Source organism: Streptomyces sp. NPDC046379 (genome assembly GCF_055587785.1).
In genome coordinates, this window is sequence record NZ_JBVJFP010000014.1 from 56,037 (window position 1) to 75,553 (window position 19,517).

The 19,517-nt window shown below is 73.5% G+C and carries 12 protein-coding genes and 1 pseudogene; 5 read left to right on the top strand and 8 right to left on the bottom strand.

The annotated features are described in order from the left end of the window. The 6 genes from ACZ6KF_RS23865 to eccD form a co-directional block, all read right to left on the bottom strand. Positions 1–1,680 (bottom strand): AAWKG family protein (locus ACZ6KF_RS23865; RefSeq protein ID WP_469239959.1); only part of this gene is annotated, 1,680 nt, incomplete at its 3' end. A gap of 87 nt (positions 1,681–1,767) precedes the next feature. Further along, entirely contained in the window at positions 1,768–2,238 is a 471-nt protein-coding gene (locus ACZ6KF_RS23870) for a type VII secretion system-associated protein (RefSeq protein WP_356631162.1), read from the bottom strand. A 113-nt stretch (positions 2,239–2,351) separates the two neighbouring features. Then, positions 2,352–2,672 (bottom strand): WXG100 family type VII secretion target, encoded by a 321-nt coding sequence (locus ACZ6KF_RS23875; protein ID WP_356631160.1) that lies wholly within the window; start codon positions 2,670–2,672, stop codon positions 2,352–2,354. 43 nt (positions 2,673–2,715) lie between these two features. Further along, entirely contained in the window at positions 2,716–3,051 is a 336-nt protein-coding gene (locus tag ACZ6KF_RS23880) for a hypothetical protein (protein ID WP_356631158.1), read from the bottom strand. Between the two features lie 159 nt (positions 3,052–3,210). Further along, positions 3,211–4,695: a type VII secretion protein EccB gene (gene eccB, locus ACZ6KF_RS23885; protein WP_469239960.1), complete on the bottom strand. Its 1,485-nt coding sequence runs from the start codon at positions 4,693–4,695 to the stop codon at positions 3,211–3,213. A gap of 11 nt (positions 4,696–4,706) precedes the next feature. Next, the gene (gene eccD, locus ACZ6KF_RS23890) at positions 4,707–6,107 is read right to left on the bottom strand and encodes a type VII secretion integral membrane protein EccD (protein ID WP_469239962.1); all 1,401 of its coding nucleotides are present in this window, start codon (positions 6,105–6,107) and stop codon (positions 4,707–4,709) included. Between the two features lie 197 nt (positions 6,108–6,304). On the opposite strand from eccD, the gene eccCa reads away from it, so the two are divergent. Further along, on the top strand, positions 6,305–10,267 hold the full coding sequence (eccCa, locus tag ACZ6KF_RS23895) for a type VII secretion protein EccCa (protein ID WP_469239964.1): 3,963 nt from the start codon (positions 6,305–6,307) through the stop codon (positions 10,265–10,267). A gap of 105 nt (positions 10,268–10,372) precedes the next feature. Here the strand turns inward: eccCa and ACZ6KF_RS23900 are convergent, their stop codons facing one another. Further along, complete coding sequence (locus tag ACZ6KF_RS23900) at positions 10,373–11,563, bottom strand: S8 family serine peptidase (protein WP_469239966.1); 1,191 nt, start codon at positions 11,561–11,563, stop codon at positions 10,373–10,375. Positions 11,564–11,738: 175 nt separating this feature from the next. On the opposite strand from ACZ6KF_RS23900, the gene ACZ6KF_RS23905 reads away from it, so the two are divergent. The 3 genes and pseudogenes from ACZ6KF_RS23905 (at position 11,739) to ACZ6KF_RS23915 (ending at position 16,497) form a co-directional block, all read left to right on the top strand. Further along, positions 11,739–15,062 (top strand): right-handed parallel beta-helix repeat-containing protein, encoded by a 3,324-nt coding sequence (locus ACZ6KF_RS23905; protein ID WP_356631148.1) that lies wholly within the window; start codon positions 11,739–11,741, stop codon positions 15,060–15,062. 28 nt (positions 15,063–15,090) lie between these two features. Next, positions 15,091–15,439 (top strand): annotated as a pseudogene (locus ACZ6KF_RS23910) (fumarylacetoacetate hydrolase family protein); the annotation flags it as partial. Beyond that, positions 15,436–16,497: a cyclase family protein gene (locus ACZ6KF_RS23915; RefSeq protein ID WP_469239968.1), complete on the top strand. Its 1,062-nt coding sequence runs from the start codon at positions 15,436–15,438 to the stop codon at positions 16,495–16,497. The pseudogene ACZ6KF_RS23910 and the gene ACZ6KF_RS23915, both read left to right, overlap by 4 nt. Positions 16,498–16,506: 9 nt before the next feature. On the opposite strand, the gene ACZ6KF_RS23920 is transcribed toward ACZ6KF_RS23915, so the two are convergent. Then, complete coding sequence (locus ACZ6KF_RS23920; RefSeq protein ID WP_469240377.1) at positions 16,507–18,387, bottom strand: ABC transporter ATP-binding protein; 1,881 nt, start codon at positions 18,385–18,387, stop codon at positions 16,507–16,509. A gap of 151 nt (positions 18,388–18,538) precedes the next feature. On the opposite strand from ACZ6KF_RS23920, the gene ACZ6KF_RS23925 reads away from it, so the two are divergent. Further along, the gene (locus tag ACZ6KF_RS23925) at positions 18,539–19,504 is read left to right on the top strand and encodes a flippase-like domain-containing protein (RefSeq protein WP_356631146.1); all 966 of its coding nucleotides are present in this window, start codon (positions 18,539–18,541) and stop codon (positions 19,502–19,504) included. Positions 19,505–19,517 lie beyond the last annotated feature (13 nt).

Below are 19,517 nucleotides of genomic sequence, written 5' to 3' on the forward strand. Positions count from 1 at the left end.
CTCCTGCTCCGCCCTCGCCTCGGCCTCCTTCTGCTCGGCCCTGGCCTCGGCCTCCGCCTGCTTCTGCTCGGCCTCCTTCTCCCTGCGCTCCTGCTCCGCCCTCGCCTCGGCCTCCTTCTGCTCGGCCCTGGCCTCGGCCTCCGCCTGCTTCTGCTCGGCCTCCTTCTCCCTGCGCTCCTGCTCGGCCCTGGCCTCCTTCTCCTTGCGTTCCTGCTCGGCCTTGGCCTCGGCCTCCTTCCTCTCCTGCTCGGCCTTGGCGGCCTTCTCCTTCTCCTCCTGCTCCTTGCGATGGCGTTCGGCCTCGGCCCTGGCCCGCTCGGCCTCGGCCTTCTGCCAGGCCATGAACTCCTCGTTCTTCCTGTTGGCCTCCGCCGCGGCCTTCTCCGCCGCCTCCTTCTCCTTCTCGGTCTTGTCCTCCTGGTAGGAACTGGTGAGGTCCTCGTCACCGCGGGTGCGGACCGAGCCGAGGTCGATGTTCTTCGAGCCCCACTTGTTGTGGATCTCGTCCAGGGCGGCGTTGGCCGGTTCCACCAGGTGCTCGATGACGGACGCCTGCCAGTTCTGCACGGCCCGCTCCCCCACCGCCTTCCAGGTGCTCAGCTGGTCCAGCGGGCCGAAGTTGTCGTTCTTGCCGAGCCGGGTCGCCGTCTGGTCGAAGCCGCCCTGGGCGTGGTAGGTCGTGTAGTAGGTGGGGTACATGCCGCCGGAGCTGTTCACCTTGTACGTGATCAGCTTGATGTTGCGTTCCCACACATGGTCGGTGATCTCCACCAGCAGGTCGTGCAGCCAGCGCAGCGGGTTGCCCATGTAGAGCTCCCAGTGCGCCCACTTGGAGTGCAGCTTGAGGACGGCGTTGCGGAACGCCGTGCCGGCCTCGCGCAGTTCGTTGCCCTGCTTGGACCGGCCGCCGGCATAGCCCATGTCCTTGGCGTAGCCCTCGTACTGCCGGTTGATGGTGTGGATCAGGTTCCAGAACACGCCCGCGGCCTGGCCGCGCCAGGCGTCGTCCTGCTCGGCGCCCACCCGGCGCTGCCACTCCGCGACCGTCTTCTGCCGGTCGCTGAAGAACTGGCCGACCCGGTCGAAGGCGGCGGCGGCCGTGTCGAACGACGACAGGGCGACGGCCTTCTCGTTGGCGACGTTGATGCCGTTCCAGGAGAAGCCGTGCGTGCCGGTGGTGTTGTTGAGCAGCGCCTCCAGGGCGCGCCCGGTCCCGTAGGCGTACTGGGTGAGCGGGGCGGTCGTCCACACGGCCTTGTCGCCGCTGAGGCCGAGGTGGTTCTCGTACTGGCTCCTGAACTCCTTGCCCTCCACGACACCGCCCGCGGGGGGCGAGTCGGTGCTGTGGTTGCCGAGCATGGTGATGCGGGCCTTGTACATCGAGACCTGGTCGCCCGCGGAGGCGTTGTCGCCGCTCGTCATGTAGAACGGGATGACGAAGTCGGTGTTCTCGATGCGGTAACCGGCGTTCTCGACCCGCCAGTTGAAGTCGTTGGGATCGACGTAGTCGACGCTGCGCTGCTTGCTGATCTCCACCTTCATCTGCTTGATGCCCTCGTTGCCGAGGAGCTTGTCGAAGAGGGTGTGCCGCTGCGGCGCCTCGTACCCGGTGAACAGCGCCACCGCCTTCTGCCAGGCGTCATTGTCTGAGGTGAGCGGGATGACGTTTTCTTCGGGCACGGTGGGACTCCGTTGACGGGCGGTTGAGCGGAGGCGGAGATCGACGGCGGGGACCGGGGGTGGCGGACGTCGGACGTCGGGCGTCCCCTAGTCGTCGTCCTCTTCGGAGCTGCCGCCGAGGGAGTCGTCGACGTCCTCGAAGATGTCGAGCAGCTTGTCGCCGTCGATCTTGGCGAGGTTGTCGCCCTGGGTCTTGAACAGCTTGTCGATGCTGGTGCGCAGGTTGTCGTCGATGTCCTCGAAGAGCGTCTTCTGGTGCTCGATGATCAGGTCGATGGCCTTGATCAGCTCGGTGACGGCCGCGACGAGCGCCTTGCCGTTGGTCCGGTCGTCGTTCGCCATCGAGCCGATCGTCAGCGGGCGCACCGCGCCCGCCAGCGAGCCCTCGGGGATCTGGCCCTCGGGCAGGAGGTTCGCCAGCGCCGGGACGATCTCGCCGCTCGGGCCGATCCCGTCGTTGAGGATCTTCGTCAGCTCGTTGCGGAAGTTGAGGATGTCGTGGTTGAGGAAGTTCTCCAGCCAGGCCTTGTCGAGATTGACCGTGGGGGTGTCCGCCATGTCCTGCTCCTGCGGGGGCTGGTGCTGTCGCTGCCGGGACGCCGGACGGCCGGCCCGCCGTCGTACGCCGCGACGGGCCGCCGCCCGGTCTCAAGGGTCGTGAAGGGGCCGGTTCAGCGACCGACGCGCACCTCGCTCCACAGCTGGGTGAGGGACTTCTCGCTGTACTGGTAGTTGCCGGAGACGTCCGTCAGCAGCCGGGAGTGGTTCTCCAGCAGGTTCTGCATCGCCTCGACGGCCTGGTTCCAGGCGGCCTGCTTCTTGTCGTAGACGGCGCGGTCCTCGCCCTCCCAGGTCTGCTTCAGCGCCTGGAGTTCGGCGTCCAGGTTGACCAGGATGCTGGCGATCGCCCTGGTCTGCTGCACCATGTCGTCCGCCGCGTTCGACATGTGCCGGTAGTCGACGTAGATCTGTCCGTCGGTGAAGTCGCTCATGTGGGGGCCTCGTCTCGCAACAGGTGGGAAAAGGGGCGGGGGATCAGCCCTGCAGCGCGTCGAAGATGCTCTGCGACTGGGTGTAGGCGTTGTTGATGGACTCGTTGTTGGAACCCTGGGTCAGGCCCTGGACCCGGAGGGTCTCGTTGAGGGTGTCCACCATGTCCCGGACGTTCCTGGAGATGATCTCGGCCTGGTCGTCCCACAGCTTCAGCAGGTCCTGGAAGGCCTTGCCGTCCGAACCCTTGAGGCCCGAGGCCAGGTTGAACTTCATGTTCTCGACGTCCTGCCGGCAGTTCTGGACTCCGGTGAACGCCGACTCGAGGGCCTGGATGCCGTTCCGTGTCGCCTGTTCCTCTGACTGCTGGAAGCCTGCCATGTACCGCACCTCCTGAGATGGTCACGCCGCTCGGCCTGATCTTCAAAGTTCAATCAGTTGATCAGACAGTAGCGAAAACAACGCGGTCATACTGGCATGACGCCTCGTCAAACGACCTTTGGTCGGCCGAATTTGAGCGAGTTTCATGTATCGGTAACGTCAGCGTTTCTTCGTCGGCGGGGCCGCGCCCGGCTCGCCCTTCCCGGGCGTCGCGCAGGGGACGGCCGTGCTCCGGCCGCGTCCGGCCACCGCCGCCTGCCGGCCGAGGTCGGGGCCGGTCGGCAGCATCGCCAGCAGCGGCGAGGGCAGCCCGCGCGCCTGGCCGGTTCCGTACCCCAGGGCGGCCAGCGACGCCGTGTCGGAGACCCGGTACTTCATGCCGGTGTCGGTCACCAGGTACACCGTGGCGCCGACGGCCCCGCCCCCCGCGCCCAGGGCGCGCACCAGCGCCCCGCCGCCCGGACGGACGGTGATCCGGTCGACGGGCACGCAGGCCGGGGTCAGCCCCTCGGGCGCGGGCTGCGCGGCCGGGCCGAGCGACCCGGCCGGGGCCAGGGCGACGCTGACCCTGGCGCCCGTGCCGCCGCCCTCGATCCGGGCGCAGACCGTCCGGCCGCGCTCCAGTCCGGCGGCCTCGGGCGGCGTCTCGGGCAGGTCGGCGAGGTCGAGCGGCGGAACCGCGGCCGTATGGCCCTCCAGCGCGTCCACGCCCAGTTCGACGGCGGCGGGCGGCTGGTCGCGGTACGCCTTCTCCCGGGTGCGCGGGTCGCCGAGGAGCAGGGCGGCGCCGGTGGCGGTGAGGGGGGTCAGCCCTTCCCGGCGCAGCAGGTAGTAGCGGGCGTCCGAGCCGGGGGCGCTGACCTGGAAGACCTGGCCGAGCCGGGTCTCGCGACCGCCCAGTTCGGGACCCTCGGCGCCGACGCCGGGGACGTCCGGCGGGGACAGGTCCGGGCCGGCGGGGAGGGAGTTGAGGAAGGCCGCGGAGACCTTGACGCGGGAGGCGGTGTCGTAGCCGAGGGAGCGGGAGGCGCCGCGGTCGTCGTTCAGGCGCAGCCGGCTGCCCCGCCACACCAGGTAGTCGGCCCGGTCGGGCCCGGTCACCACCAGGGCCCGGTCGGCGCTCAGCCCGGCCCCGTCGGCGGGCGCTCCCACGGCGAGGACGGTGGTGACCTCGCCGGTGACGGTCCCCGAGCACACCTGCCAGGGCCCGGTGTCCAGGTCGCCGGCGGCGGGCAGCGCGTCGGGCGCCCCGGTGATGCCGACCGGTGCGCCGTGCGGGACGCCGGCCAGGGAGCGGGCGCCGACGGAGGCGACCGTCATCTCGGCGCCGGCCAGCAGGCGGGCGGAGGCGTAGTTGCGCACCGGGCGGAGCCGGCCGTCGAGATAGAGGTAGCGGGACCCGGTGTCCTTGTTGACGACGAGGGTGCCCGCCTCCTTCCAGGAGTCCTTGGTCCCGGGCTTGAACAGACCCAGCACGAAGGCGCCCGCCGCCAGCAGCACGGCGATCACGACGCCGATGGCGACGCCCCGGTTGGTCCTGCCCTGCGGGCTCTCCGGGGCGTCCGGGTCGCCGCGCAGCATGGCCGAGGTGAGGCGCCCCATGACGAACATGTGCGCCTGTACCTGGTCGCGCTTGGACTGCACCGCGTCCTCCCTCAGCCGTTGAGGGACCGCAGGGCCCCGTAGACACCGAGCACCCACAGCACCAGCGGCAGCAGCGCCATCGCCACCGCCGAGTGCAGCAGTTCCGCCCCGCGGCCCCAGTACGGCACCATGCGCCGGCCGGGCACGGTCCAGGAGGCGATGGCGATCCCGGCGGTGACGGCGAGCAGCCCGGCCGCGGTCAGCAGCCGCCCGGAGGGGGCGGCGTCCTGGGCCGCGGAGAACACCATCAGGGCCAGTCCCCAGGCGCCGGGCACGACCAGGAACAGCCGCTGCCAGACGTTGCCCAGGCCCCTGGCGTGCAGGAGCAGCAGCACGGCCAGCGTCAGGGCGGTGAACACCTCGGCGAGGCCGGAGCGGCGGGCCAGGACGGTCAGGCAGCCGGCGCAGACCAGGCCGACGGCGCCGTACAGGGCGCTCATCCAGCCGTCGGCGAGCACCGAGCGGGTGGCGACGACCGCGGTGGGGTGCGGCTCGATGCCTTCCTGGAGCTGCTGGGCGTTCGTCGGCAGCGGGGGCATGCGCAGCCCCGCCATCCGGAAGGAGAGGCTGGGCACGAAGGCGCCGAGGAGCACGGCGGCGAGCGCGGTGACGCCGGCGACCTCGTGCGGGGCGAGGCCCGCCAGCAGCATCACGGCGGCGGCCAGCGCGCCGAAGGCGGCGAGGACGGCCGGGGCGAGGAAGAGGGCGGCGTACGCGGCGACCGCGGCGAGCGCGAGGACCGCGCCGCCCGCTCCGGCGGCGGACGCGGCCAGCATCCGGGAGCCGAGCATCTCCTGGCCGTGCTCCCCGGTGATGTCGCCGCCGGGCAGCAGCCAGCCGGCGAGGGCGAGGTAGGGCACGACCATCAGGCCGAGGACCGCGCCCGCTCCGCCGTCGCCGACCGCGCGGCTCGCCGCGGCGGCGCCGGCGAGCAGCAGCAGCGCGACGGTGGCGGCGCACAGGGCACGGGTGGCGCCGGAGCCGCCGGGCAGCGCGAGCACCACGAGGCCGACGACGAGGGCGGCCACGGCGAGGCCGCGCAGTACGGCGCGGCCGGCGGCCGGGGTCCAGCCGTGCGGCCGGTCGCGCAGGGTGGTGGAGATGCCGTCGACCAGGTCGTCCAGGTGCACCTCGGGCAGCGCCTCGACGCGGGGCCGGAGGTAGACGGTCTCTCCGTCGCGCAGGTCGAAGGAGTCGAGGGTGCGCTCCTCGTCCATCGGCTCGCCGCCCAGGCGCTGGAGCACCCAGCCGCCGTGCTCGACGCCGGCCTCCTCCAGGTCGTCGCCCGCGTAGCCGAGCACGGCGGGCAGCAGGTCGGCGACCGGCACGTCGGCGGGGACGGCGAGGTCGATCGTGCGGGCGGGGGCGCGTACGGTCAGGCGGCACAGACCTGCCACCTGGTTGTCACTCATCGGTCTTGCTCACGCCTTCCGGAGTTCGTCGGCGCATGTCAACGGCCTAGTGCGCTGCGGGAGTTGGTTGGTGCTCAGCTTGATTGATCGTAGTATCAACCGTCTCTTCGGGGTGACCCCGACCCCGCTGCACCCTTCGCCCCACCCGTGAGCGCGCGCCCCGGAAGCCGTGGCCGCTCGATTGAGGAGACCGTACGGTGAGTGTCGTTCTGTTCCGCCGGCCGGCCCGCCGACGCGGCCCCGACATGCCGGAGGGAGAACTGACCCTCCAGGAGCCGCCGACGCTTCCCGAGGTGGTCCCGGACTCCTCCGCCGTGTGGACCTATCTGCCGATGGCCCTGATGTCGGTGTCGATGATGCTGATGTTCATCCGCCCCGGCGCGAGCGGCGGCAGCGGCTTCATCTACCTGGCGCTCGGCCTGATGGTCGTCTCGTCCGCGGCGATGATGCTCGGCCAGGTGATGCGCCGCAACAGCGAACGCAAGCAGCGCCTCAAGGGCGAGCGCCGGGACTATCTGCGCTACCTCGCCCAGACCCGGCGCAAGGTGCGGGCCGCCGTGATGGACCAGCAGCGTGCGCTGGCCTGGCGGCACCCGGAGCCGGCGGCGCTGTGGTCGATGACCGGGTCGACCCGGCTGTGGGAGCGCCGCCCGCAGGACGAGGACTTCGCCGAGGTGCGCGTCGCGGTGGGCGACCAGAAGCTGGGCCTGCGCCTGAACCCCACGGCGAGCACGCCCGTCGAGGACCTGGAACCGCTCGCCGCGCACGCCCTGCGCAGCTTCATCCGCGCCTACGCCACCGTCCCCGACCAGCCCATCGCCATCTATCTGCGGGCCTGGGCGCGGGTGCTGTTCCGCGGCGACGAGGAGCGCATCCGCGCGCTGGCCCGGGCGATCGTGGCGCAGCTGGCGACCTTCCACTCCCCCGACGACCTGTGGATCGCGCTGTGCGTGTCCGACGAGCGGCGGGCGGAGTGGGAGTGGGCCAAGTGGCTGCCGCACCACCTGCATCCGCAGGAGACCGACGGCGCCGGACCGGCCCGGATGACCGGGTCGGCGTTCAACGAGCTGGAGGACCTGCTGGGCGCGGAGTTCCTGGAGCGCCCGCCCTTCGACCCCGACGCGGTGCCCGGCCGCGAGGAGCCCTTCACCGTGATCGTCGTCGACGGCGGCACGGTCCCCGGCGGCCACCGGCTGGACGGCCCCGGGCTGCGCAACACGGTCGTGCTGGACCTCGGCGGCGCGCTGACCTGGCGGCCCGGCCGGGTCACCCTCCGCTTCGACGTGACGGGCGACGACTTCTGCCTCGTGCGCACCGACCGCGACCGCAAGGAGCAGACCACCCGCCTGGGCCGCCCCGACTCCTTCGGCCCGCGCGGCGCGACCGCTCTGGCCAAGCGGATCGCGCCCTACCGGATGGGCATGGGCACCGACGCCACCGAACCGCTGGCCACCGACGTCGAACTGACCACCCTGCTCGGCATCCAGGACCTGTACCGGCACGACCCGCAGACCCTGTGGCGGCGCAGCAACGGCCCGAGCAGGCTGCGCGTGCCCATCGCCGTGGGCGCCGACGGCCAGCCGGTGGAGCTGGACATCAAGGAGTCCGCGCAGGGCGGCACCGGCCCGCACGGCATGCTGATCGGCGCGACCGGCTCCGGCAAGAGCGAACTGCTGCGCACGCTGGTGCTGGGCCTGGCGCTGACCAACTCCTCCGAGACGCTCAACTTCGTCCTGGTGGACTTCAAGGGCGGCGCGACCTTCCTGGGCCTGGACGAACTGCCGCACGTCTCGGCCGTCATCACCAACCTCGCCGACGAGGCGGCGCTGGTCTCCCGGATGCAGGACGCCCTGCACGGCGAGCTGATCCGCCGTCAGGAACTGCTGCGGTCCGCGGGGAACTACACCTCCGCGCTGGAGTACGAGAAGGCGCGCGCCGCCGGGGCCCCGCTCGCGCCGCTGCCCAGCCTGTTCGTGGTCGTCGACGAGTTCAGCGAACTGCTCGCCGCACACCGGGAGTTCATGGAGCTGTTCGTGATGATCGGCCGGCTCGGCCGGTCGCTGGGGGTGCATCTGCTGCTGGCCTCGCAGCGGCTGGACGAGGGCCGCATGCACCAGCTGGAGAGCCATCTGTCGTACCGCATCGGCCTGCGCACCTTCTCCGCGATGGAGAGCCGGGGCGTGCTCGGCGTGCCGGACGCCTACGAGCTGCCGCCGGCGCCGGGCAGCGGCTTCCTCAAGTCCGGCGTGGACGCGCTGACCCGGTTCCGGGCCGCCTACGTCTCCGGCCCCTACCGGCACCGGCGCGGCAGCGCGAGCCAGGCCCGCGCGGCCGGGCAGACGGTGCCGTGGACGGACGGCTACGTCGTCCCGCGCGCGGTGCCCGACCTGCCCGAGCCCGAGCCGGAGACCGAGGAGAGCGAGGACACCCTGCTCTCGGTCGCCGTCGGCAGACTCCTGGGGGCGGGGCCGCCCGCGCACCAGGTGTGGCTGCCCCCGCTGGACCTGCCGGCCACCCTCGACCAGGTGCTGCCGCCGCTCACCCCCGACCCGGAGCTGGGCCTGACCACGGTGGGCTGGCCCGACCGGGGCCGGCTGAAGGTGCCGATCGGCATCGTGGACCGGCCCTTCGACCAGCTGCGGGACCTGCTGACCGTCGACCTGTCCGGCGTCGGCGGGCACATCGCGATCGCGGGCGGACCCCAGAGCGGCAAGTCGACCATGGTGCGGACCCTCCTGACCGCGCTCGCGCTCACCCACACGCCGCGCGAAGTGCAGTTCTACTGCCTGGACTTCGGCGGCGGCACGCTGGCCGGCCTGGACGGGCTGCCGCACATGAGCGGCGTCGCGGCCCGGCTGGACGGCGAGCGGGTGGGCCGTACGATCGCCGAGGTCAACACGCTGCTGGCGGCGCGGGAGAAGTTCTTCCTGGAGCAGGGCATCGACTCCATGGCGACGTTCCGGCGGCGCCGGGCGGCCGGTGAGTTCGCCGACCACGAGCACGGGGACGTGTTCCTGGTCATCGACGGCTGGTCCACGGTCCGCCAGGACTACGACCGGCACATCCCCACCTTCAGCGCGATCGCCTCGCGCGGCCTGAACTACGGCGTCCATCTGATCGTCACCACGGCCCGCTGGGTGGAGCTGCCCTCGGCGGTGCGCGACCAGGCGGGCACCCATCTGGAGCTGCGGATGGGCGACCCGATGGACTCCGAGATCGACATCCGGCGGGCCGCGACGGTGCCCCGCGTCCCCGGGCGCGGTCTGACCCGCGACGGCAAGCTGCACTACCTCACGGCGCTGCCCCGCATCGACGGGGTGGAGCGGGCCGACGACCTCGCCGAGGGCGTCGCCGCTCTGGTCGCCGCGGTGGAGGAGAGCCGCCCCGGTCCGCGCGCGCCGCGGGTGCGGATGCTGCCGGCCGAGCTGCCGGTGTCGGCGCTGCCCGAGCCGGAGGGGGACTTCCGGATGCCGCTGGGCCTGGAGGAGGACGAACTGGCCACGGTGTGGCACGACTTCGCCGAGAGCCCGCACATGATCGTGATCGGCGACACCGAGAGCGGCAAGACCAATCTGCTGCGGCTCACGGCCCGCGCCATCATGAAGCGGTACACGCCGGCCGAGGCCCGCATCATGGTCGTCGACTACCGGCGCGAGCTGGTCGAGGCGATCCCCGACGACTACCGGCTGGGCCACGCCGTCTCCATCGACGCCCTGCGGGACCTGGTCGACGGGGCGTCCCGGGCGGTGAGGACGCGGGTGCCGGGCCCGGACATCGCGCCGGCCCGGATGCGGCTCGCCGACTGGTGGAACGGGCCGCGCCTGTTCGTCCTCGTCGACGACTACGACATGCTGGGCTCGGGCCCGATGAACGCCCCGTTCGACCCGCTCCTCGACCAGCTGGCCCTCGGCTGGGAGGTCGGGCTGCACATGGTGGTCGCCCGTGCCGCGACGGGCGCGGGCCGGGCGATGGGCGACCATCTGATGCGCCGCCTCCAGGAGGTCAACACCCCGACCCTGCTGCTGTCCTGCCCGCCGTCCGAGGGCTACGTCGTCGGCAACGCGAAGGGCCGCCTGCTGCCGCCGGGGCGCGCGAGCCGGATCGCCAGACGGCGCACGGTGCAGGTGCAGACGGCGTATCTGGGCGGGGAGCGGGACTGAGCGCGCGCCCCGGGTTCCGAGCGCGGCCGGCCGCGCTCGGGGCCCGGGGCGCGGCCGACCGCGTGGCCGGGCAGGGAGCCGCCCCGCTCCCCCGCCCCCGGCCGGTCACTCCGCCGGTTTCCACCCCCGGGCCCGCCCCCGGGGGATCACCGCCGCCGCTGCCGCCACCAGCACGACCAGCGCGCCGCCCGCGGAGGCGATCAGCACGGCGCGGTGGCGCGGGGCGTCCGGGGCGGGTTCGGGCAGGTCGGCCGGGGCCGGCCGGGGGGCCGCGCCGGCGGGGTCGGTGAGGACGGCGGTGAGGGCCGCGTAGGCGTCCAGGCGCGGGGGCGAGGACGGGTAGCCGGTGGCCGTCAGACGGCGGGCGGTCTCGGACGCGGTGAGGCCGGGATGGCGGGACCGGATCAGGGCCGCGGCCCCGGCGACGTGCGCCGCCGCCAGGGAGGAGCCCGAACCCAGGTAGTGGCCGGCGCCCTCGGGGCCGTTGCCGACCACCGCGTCGCCGGGGGCCGCGAGGTCCGCCGACAGGGCCGTGGGCGCGTCCTCGGGCCGCCCGCCGCCGGCGCCGTAATCCATCACCGAGAGCACGTCCGGCACGGCCGCGGGCCAGTACCACAACGGCTGCGCCTTCTCCTCGTCGTTTCCGGCGAACCTGTCCCCGGGCAGCGCGTCGGGCGCGAACGGGGCCACCACCAGGGCGTCGCGGTCGGCGGCGTGGGCGACGGCGGCGGTCAGCTCCTTCTGACCGGCCGGCAGCGCGCGGGCGACGTAGATCACCCGGGCGCCGGCGTCCGCGGCCGTGCGGATTCCGTCGGCGAGCAGGTCCGGCGTGGTCGCGCCGCGCTCCGCGGTCCCCCGTACGGCGAGGATGCGCGCCGCCGGCGCCACGCCCGCCGCGCCCACGCCCTCGGCCGGCGCGGCGGCGATGAGCCCGGCGGCGAAGCTGCCGTGGCCGACGCAGTCGCCGCCCCCGCCTCCGGCCGTCTCCACCCGCCCGGCCAGCGCCGGGATCGAGGTGCCGACGCCCGTGTCCACCACGGCCACGGTCACACCCGCGCCGCGGGAGTACCGCCAGGCGCGGGACAGACCGAGGGCGCGCGCGGTCCACGGCTCGCTGCGGGCCGTCCGCGCGGACGCGCCCGTACAGGCCTCGTCGCCGGCGAGTTCGGTGCGGACGACGGGCAGCCGCACCGGGTCGTCGGCGGCGAGGGCGGGTCCGGATCCGGCCAGGAGCACGGGGACGGCGGCCAGCACGGCGGCGGTGGCCGCTCGCGCGGAAGCAGGGTCGCGTCGCATGGCGCGCATCCTATGGTGCCCGCCCCATGGGTCCCTCCGGGCGCACGGAACGGAACATCCAGGTGAACTCCCCTGTTCCGCCTGGAAGATGACCGCGTCCCTCACGTAGCCTGCATCCGGCGCGTCCCGCCGTCCCACAGGGCCGACCGTGGCGCCGCAGCGAGGAGGATCTAGCTTGTCACGGCAGTTGCTCACCGTCTGCCCCGAGCAGCCGGAGAGTTTCCGGACCATCGGTGAGGCCCTGGCCCAGGCGCGCAGCGGCGCGGTCGTCCGGGTCCGTCCCGGCCGCTACGCGGAGAACCTGACCGTGCGGACCCGGGTGACGATCGTCGCCGAGGGCGAGCGCGGCAGCGTGGAGATCTGCCCCCGCCGGGGCAGCGCTGTCGTGCTGGTCGCCGACGCGGTGATGCTCACCGACCTGACCCTGCGCGGCGGCAGCGAGGACGTACCGGTGGTGGACGCGGCACGCGGACAGGTCGCGATGGACGGCTGCACGGTCGTCGGCTCCGGCTGGACCGCCCTGCTGGCCCGCGAGTCGGGGTCGCTGGCGATGCGGGACTGCCGGATCGGCAACCCGGCCGGCGCGGGCGTCGTCGACACCGCCGACACCGGCACGGTCGTCGCCGACTGCGTGCTGGAGAACCTCGGCACCACCGCCGTCGTGATCGGCGAGCGGGCCCGCACCACCGTGCGGGACTGCCGCATCCGCGACGCCCGCGGCAACGGCGTGCTCGTCAACGGCGAGGCGCAGGGCGTCGTGGAGGACTGCGAGATCTCCGGCACGGAGAAGCCCGCCCTCGCCCTGGAGGGCAGCAGCAGCACCCGGGTGCGGCGCGTGCGGGTGCACGACGCGGCGGTCGGCGTGTACGTCACCAGCGACTCGCGCCCGGTGCTGGAGCACGTCACGGTCACCGACACGTCCGGCCCCGGCTTCGTGCTGGCGTCCGGCGCGGACCCGGAGGTGCTGCGCTGCCGCACCTCGCGGACCAAGGGCAACGGCCTCGCGGTGACCGAGCGTTCGCGCGGCACGTTCCGCGAGTGCGAGTTCGACACGGCGGGCGGCCCGGCGATCCGGGTGATCGGCTCCAGCGCGCCCGCCTTCACCGACACCGCGGTGCGCGACTGCGCCGACGCCAAGGGCGCGGTGGTGCTGGAGGAGGAGTCGGCCGCCGAGTTCGACCGGCTGGAGATCGCCGACGCGGCCGGGACCGGCCTGCTGATCCGCGGCGGCGGCAACCCGCTGGTGCGCCGCGCCCGCATCACCGGCGCGGGCGGCACCGGCGTGGAGGTCGTGGACGACGGGCGCGGCCGGCTGGAGAACTGCGAGATCGAGCGGGCGGGCGCGGACGGCGTGCGGGTGTCCGGCGGCGGCAACCCGCACCTGCGCGACACCACCGTCCGCGACGCGGCCGACGCCGGGATACGGGTCGGCGCCGGGGGCCTCGGCTCGGTCCGCGACTGCCGGCTGGACGGCTCGGGCGCTTCCGGCGTCGCCGTCGACAAGGCCGGCGAACTGTCCGTGCTGCGCACCGAGATCACCGGGTCCGGCGCGCACGGCGTGCTGGCCGTGGACGGCTCCCGCCTCACCCTGGACGCCTGCGTGATCACCGGCAGCCTGGGCGACGGCGTCCGTGTCGACAGCGCGGAGCCCGTCACCGTGACGGGCTGCACCGTACGGGAGAACCGCGGCGCGGGCCTCAAGCAGACCCGGGCGAGCGAGCGGTGCACGGTGGACGACCTGACCAGCGGCGGCAACGGCGCCCCCGACGCCTTCGGTCCCGATGCGGCGGGCGCCGCGTCCACGGGCGAGCCGGGCGGGCGGGGCCGCGCCGCGAAGGCCGCCCCGGCGGGGCCGCTGGAGGAGCTGGAGTCGCTGATCGGCCTGGCCGACGTCAAGCACCAGGTGCGCACCCTGGTCAACCTCAACCAGCTGGCCCAGCGCCGCGCCCGGCTCGGCATGCCGGTCCCGCCGATGAGCCGCCACCTGGTCTTCTCCGGCCCGCCCGGCACCGGCAAGACCACCGTCGCCCGCCTCTACGGCGGCATCCTCACCGAGCTGGGCGTGCTGCGCTCCGGGCACCTGGTCGAGGTGTCCCGCGCCGATCTGGTGGCCCAGGTCATCGGCGGTACGGCGATCAAGACGACGGAGGCGTTCAACGAGGCGCTCGGCGGGGTGCTGTTCCTGGACGAGGCGTACACGCTGCTGTCGGACGGCAAGGGCAGCGGCGCCGACTTCGGCCGCGAGGCCATCGACACGCTGCTGAAGCTGATGGAGGACCACCGCGACGACGTGGTGGTGATCGCCGCCGGGTACACCGACGAGATGGCCGCCTTCCTCAACTCCAACCCCGGTCTGGCATCCCGCTTCACCCGCACCATCGAGTTCGCCAACTATTCGGTGGAGGAACTCGTCACCATCACGGAGCGGATGTGCGAGGCGCACCACTACGTGCTGGACCCGCGCACCCTGGACGCCCTCGCCCGGCACTACGGCCGCATGGAACGGGACGCCACCTTCGGCAACGGCCGTGCCGCGCGGCGGGTGTTCGAGGAGATGGTGGACCGCCAGGCGTTCCGGCTCGGCTCGATGGTCGACCCGGCCGAGGCGGATCTGTCGCTGCTGCTGCCCGAGGACGTCGGCGAGGACACGGACGCCGCCGACGCGAACCGCTCCAGCTCCGAGGACCTGCTGGCCAAGCTGGACGCGATGGTCGGCCTCGGCGCGGTCAAGCGGGAGGTGACGGACCTGGTCAACCTGCTGGCGACCACCCGGCAGCGGCGCGCGGCCGGCCTGCCCACGCCGCGCATCAGCCAGCACCTGATCTTCTCCGGCCCGCCCGGCACCGGCAAGACCACCGTGGCCCGCCTCTACGCCGAACTGCTGCACTCCCTCGGTGTGCTTCCCAAGGGCCAGTTGGTGGAAGTGGCCCGCGCCGACCTCGTCGGCCGGTACGTCGGCCACACCGCGCAGATCACCAAGGAGGTCTTCGAACGGGCCCTGGGCGGCGTGCTGTTCATCGACGAGGCCTACACGCTCACCCCCGAGGGGGCGACGTCGGACTTCGGCCGCGAGGCGGTGGAGACGCTGCTGAAGCTGATGGAGGACCACCGCGACGAGATCGTGGTGATCGCCGCCGGCTACACCGCCGAGATGCGCCGCTTCCTGGACTCCAACCCGGGCCTGTCCTCCCGGTTCACCCGCACCGTGGAGTTCGAGAACTACACCACCGAGGAACTGGTCGGCATCATCACCACGCAGGCCGCGGACTCCGGCTACGACTGCCCGCCCGAGACGGTCGAGGCCCTGACCCGCTACGTGGCGGCCATCCCGCGCGACCGCTCCTTCGGCAACGCCCGCACCGGACGCCGCCTGGTGGAGGCGATGATGACCCGCCAGGCCCGCCGCATCGGCACCCTGCCCGCACCCGGCCTGGACGACCTGCGCCTGCTGCTGCCCGAGGACCTGCCGGCGGACAGCCCGGCGGCGCTGCCGGGGTGACGCCGTGGGCGCGGGCCGGCCGGGTCAGATCGGCACCGACTGGCTGCACACCAAGAACGCGCCCGGCTTCACGCCGCTCGGGCCCTGGATCGTGCCGGCCGAGTCGGTCTCCGACCCCGGGGACATGCGGGTCGCCCTGAAGCAACGGCGAGACCATGCAGGACGACTCCACCAAGGACATGGTCTTCGACGTGGCCCGCATGGTCGCGTACGCCTCGCAGACCGCCCGGCTGCTCCCCGGCGACCTGGTCTAGACCAGCTCCCCGGCCGGCAACGGCATGCACTGGGGCCGGCTACTGCGCGACGGCGACGTGATGGAGGGCTCGGTCACCGGGCTCGGCGTCCAGCGCACCCGCTGCGTGGCGGAGCCGTCGTGAATGCGGGGCCGGACCGCCACGACCCCGAGGGCGCCATCGCCGCGGCGGCGAAGGCGTACTCCAACTGGGGCCGCTGGGGCGGACGACGTGCTCGGCACGCTGAACTTCCTGGACGAGGCCAAGCGGGGGGGCGCGGCCCTGGTCCGGCGCGGGGCCCGCTTCTCGCTCGCGCAGAGCTTCGACATGAACGGCCCCCAGAAGGGCCGGCGGCGGCGCACCAACCCGGTGCACACCATGCTCGACACGGGCGTCGACGCCGCCCTCGGCAACCAGGGCTTCCCGCACGGCATCGGCGGCGCCGACGACGTGGTCGCCATGCCGCTCAGTGCTCCACGCAGTGGGACGGGCTCGGGCACATCTTCGACCACGGGCTGGCCTGGAACGGGCGCCGGGCGGAGCAGGTCGTCACCTCCGAGGGCGACCTGGTCACCGGCATCGAGCACATGGCGCCGTACGTCGCCGGACGCGGCGTCCTGCTGGACGTGGGCCAGGTGTTCGGCGAGGACGGCGAGCTGCCGGACGGGTTCGCCGTCACCCCGGAGCACCTGACGGCGACGGCCGAGGCGCACGGGGTGGACGTGGGCCTCGGGGACGTCGTCGTCGTGCGCACCGGTCAGCCCGGGCCCGGCGCGAGGGCTGGGGCGACTACGCGGGCGGTCCCGCGCCCGGACTGTCGTTCACCGCGGCGGGCTGGCTGCACGGCACCGAGATCGCCGCGATCGCCACCGACACCTGGGGCTTCGAGGTGCGGCCCAACGAGTTCGAGCACGCCTTCCAGCCGCTGCACCAGCTGGCCATCGCGGCCTCGACGAGTACATGCGCGGCTCCGGCCGGGTCGTCCGCGCCGGACACCGCAAGATCTGGGGTCCCGGCCGGCACAGTCCCTGCCGCTGACCGGCGAGCGCTGCGTCCACCGGATCGTCACCGACCTCGGCGTCCTCGACGTCACCGACGACGGCCTCGCCCTGGTCGAGACCGCGCCGGACGTCACCGTCGAGGAGATCACCGCCCGCACCGGCGCCCCGCTGCGCCTGGACGGCTTCACCGCCGCCCGCTGACCGCGCCCCCTACACGGCTTCCTGCACGACGCTCGGGTCCTGCTCGAACTGCGTCCGGTACAGCTGCGCGTACCGTCCCCGGGCCGCCAGCAGTCCCTCGTGCGTGCCGCGTTCCACGATGTGCCCGTCCTCCAGGACGAGGATCAGGTCCGCGGCCCGCACGGTGGACAGCCGGTGTGCGATGACCAGGGCGGTGCGGCCCTCCAGCGCCTCGGTGAGGGCCTCCTGGACGGCCGCCTCGGAGGTGTTGTCGAGGTGGGCGGTGGCCTCGTCCAGGATGACGACGCGCTGGCGGGCCAGCAGCAGCCGGGCGATCGTCATGCGCTGGCGCTCGCCGCCGGAGAGCCGGTAACCGCGCTCGCCGACCACCGTGTCCAGGCCGTCGGGCAGGGACCGCACGAGGGCGTCCAGGCGGGCCCGGCGCAGGGCGTCCCACAGGTCGTCCTCGGTGGCGTCGGGCCGGGCGAGCAGCAGGTTGGCGCGGACGGTGTCGTGGAAGAGGTGGCCGTCCTGGGTGACCATGCCGACGGTGCCGCGCAGCGAGGCGGCGGTCAGGTCGCGCACGTCGACGCCGCCGATGCGCACGGCGCCCTCGTCGACGTCGTACAGCCGCGGCAGCAGCTGGGCGACGGTGGACTTGCCGGCGCCGGAGGAGCCGACGAGGGCGACGGTCTGTCCGGGTTCGGCGCGGAAGGAGACGCCGTGCAGGACCTCGGCGCCGCCGCGGGTGTCGAGTGCGGCCACCTCCTCCAGGGACGCGAGGGAGACCTTGTCGGCGGAGGGGTAGCCGAAGCGGACGCGGTCGAACTCCACCGACAGCGGGCCGTCGGGCGCCTCGACCGCGTCCGGACCGTCCTCGATCAGCGGCTTCAGGTCCAGCACCTCGAAGACCCGCTCGAAGCTGACCAGCGCGGTCATGATCTCCACCCGGGCGCCGGCGAGCGCGGTGAGCGGCGCGTAGAGGCGGGTGAGCAGCAGGGCGAGGGCGACGACGGCGCCGGGCTCCAGGGTGCCCTTCAGCGCGAACCAACCGCCGAGGCCGTAGACCAGGGCGAGCGCCAGGGCCGAAACCAGGGTGAGCGCGGTGATGAACACGGACTGGGCGGTCGCGGTGCGGACGCCGATGTCGGCGACGCGGCGGGCGCGGGCGGCGAACTCCGCCGACTCCTCCTCCGGCCGCCCGAACAGCTTGACCAGGGTGGCGCCGGGCGCGGAGAACCGCTCCGTCATCCGGGTGCCCATCGCCGCGTTGAGGGTCGCGGCCTCCCGCTGCATCCGGGCCATCCGCCGGCCCATGCGCCGGGCCGGCAGCACGAACACCGGCAGCAGCACCAGCGCCAGCAGGGTGACCTGCCAGGACAGGGTGAGCATCACGGCGAGCGTGAACACCAGCGTGACCAGGTTGCTGACCACTCCGGACAGGGTGTTGCTGAAGGCGCGCTGGGCGCCGATGACGTCGTTGTTGAGCCTGCTGACGAGGGCGCCGGTGCGGGTGCGGGTGAAGAAGGCGACCGGCATCCGCTGCACATGGTCGAAGACGGCCGTGCGCAGATCGAGGATGAGCCCTTCGCCGAGCGTGGCCGACAGCCGCCGTCCGAGGATGCCGAGCACGGCCTCCACCACGGCGATCAGCGCGATCAGCAGCGCGAGCCGTACGACGGCGTCGGCGTCGCCGTGCGACACCAGCGTGTCGACGACCTTTCCGGCGAGCACCGGCGTGGCGACGGCGAGCAGCGCGGTGGCCACCCCGAGCAGCAGGAACAGGGCGATGCGACGGCGGTGCGGGCGGGCGAAGGCGCCGATGCGGCGCAGTGTGGTCCGGGCGAAGGGCCGGCGTTCCTCTTGGGCGTGCATGACGCTGTACAGCTGCGTCCACGCCGTGGTCTCCATGCTCATGGCACCGAACCTAGAACCTCGACCTTTCTTGAGGTCAAGCCGTTTCCTGACCGGGGTGATCGACGTCGGCCCGCTTCCCCTGCGTCATCCGGCGTCCGCGCTTCCGCAACCCGCAGTTGAGGCGGTGCGGAGAACCTCTGCGAATGTGACAGCGGTGCGACTTCCCCTGCGACGGCTCCTCGGCCGCTTCCCCCTCCGCCCGGTGCTCGGCCTGCTGCCGATCCTGTTCGTCGCGTTCCTCGCGGTGCGCCACCGTGACGTGCTGATCGACGGCGTCCACCACCTGGCGACGGCCGAGCTGCCCTGGCTGCTGGCCGCGGGGGCCTTCACCTGCCTGACCTGGGTGGCCGCCGCGGTGACCCGGCAGGGCGCGGTCGTCGAGCGGCTGCCGGGCCTGCGGCTGCTGGTCACGCAGTTCGCCGCGGGCGCCGCCAACCACATCCTGCCGACCGGGCTGGGCGCGAGCGCGGTCAACCTGCGCTTCATGACGGTGTGCGGGGTACCGCTGGCCCGCTCCTCCGCCGCGCTGGCCCTCTATCTGCTCGCCGAGAGCGTCGCCCGCGTCGGCCTGCTCGCCGCGCTGCTCCTCCTCTTCCCCGGCGCCCTGCGCCTCGGCGGCCTCCTCCCGGACGGCTCGGCCGTCCCGCTGCTGCTGACGGCCGTCGCGGCGGCCGTCCTGGCCGCGGCCCTGCTCCTGCTGGTACGGCGGCTGCGCACGGCCGTGGTCTCCTTCCTGCGCACCGCCCTGGGCGAGGCCCGCACGGTCCACACCCGCCCCTCCCGCGCCCTCCTCCTGTGGGGCGGTTCCCTGGCCTTCCCCGCTCTCCAGGCGGCCGGCCTGGTCGCGGTGGCCCGCGCCGTGGGCCTCCAGGTGCCGCTGTGGCACGTCGTGGTCGCCTACCTGGCGGCGACGGTCGCCGTGGCCGTGGTGCCCACCCCGGGCGGCCTCGGCTCGGTCGACGCGGCCCTGATCGTCGCCCTGGTGGCCGCGGGCGGCCCGGCGGCCGTGGCCACGGCGGTGGTCCTGGCCTACCGCGTCATCACGGTGTGGCTGCCCCTGCTGCCGGGGGCGCTGACGCTGGGGGCGCTGGTGCGGCTGAAGGTGATCTGAGCGGGGTCGGAAC

Coding starts and splice junctions, on each gene's coding strand:
- ACZ6KF_RS23870 (WP_356631162.1), bottom strand. CDS start 2,238: ATGGCGGACACCCCCACGGTCAATCTCGACAAGGCCTGGCTGGAGAAC.
- ACZ6KF_RS23880 (WP_356631158.1), bottom strand. CDS start 3,051: ATGGCAGGCTTCCAGCAGTCAGAGGAACAGGCGACACGGAACGGCATC.
- ACZ6KF_RS23900 (WP_469239966.1), bottom strand. CDS start 11,563: ATGCGACGCGACCCTGCTTCCGCGCGAGCGGCCACCGCCGCCGTGCTG.
- ACZ6KF_RS23920 (WP_469240377.1), bottom strand. CDS start 18,387: ATGGAGACCACGGCGTGGACGCAGCTGTACAGCGTCATGCACGCCCAA.
- ACZ6KF_RS23875 (WP_356631160.1), bottom strand. CDS start 2,672: ATGAGCGACTTCACCGACGGACAGATCTACGTCGACTACCGGCACATG.
- eccD (WP_469239962.1), bottom strand. CDS start 6,107: ATGAGTGACAACCAGGTGGCAGGTCTGTGCCGCCTGACCGTACGCGCC.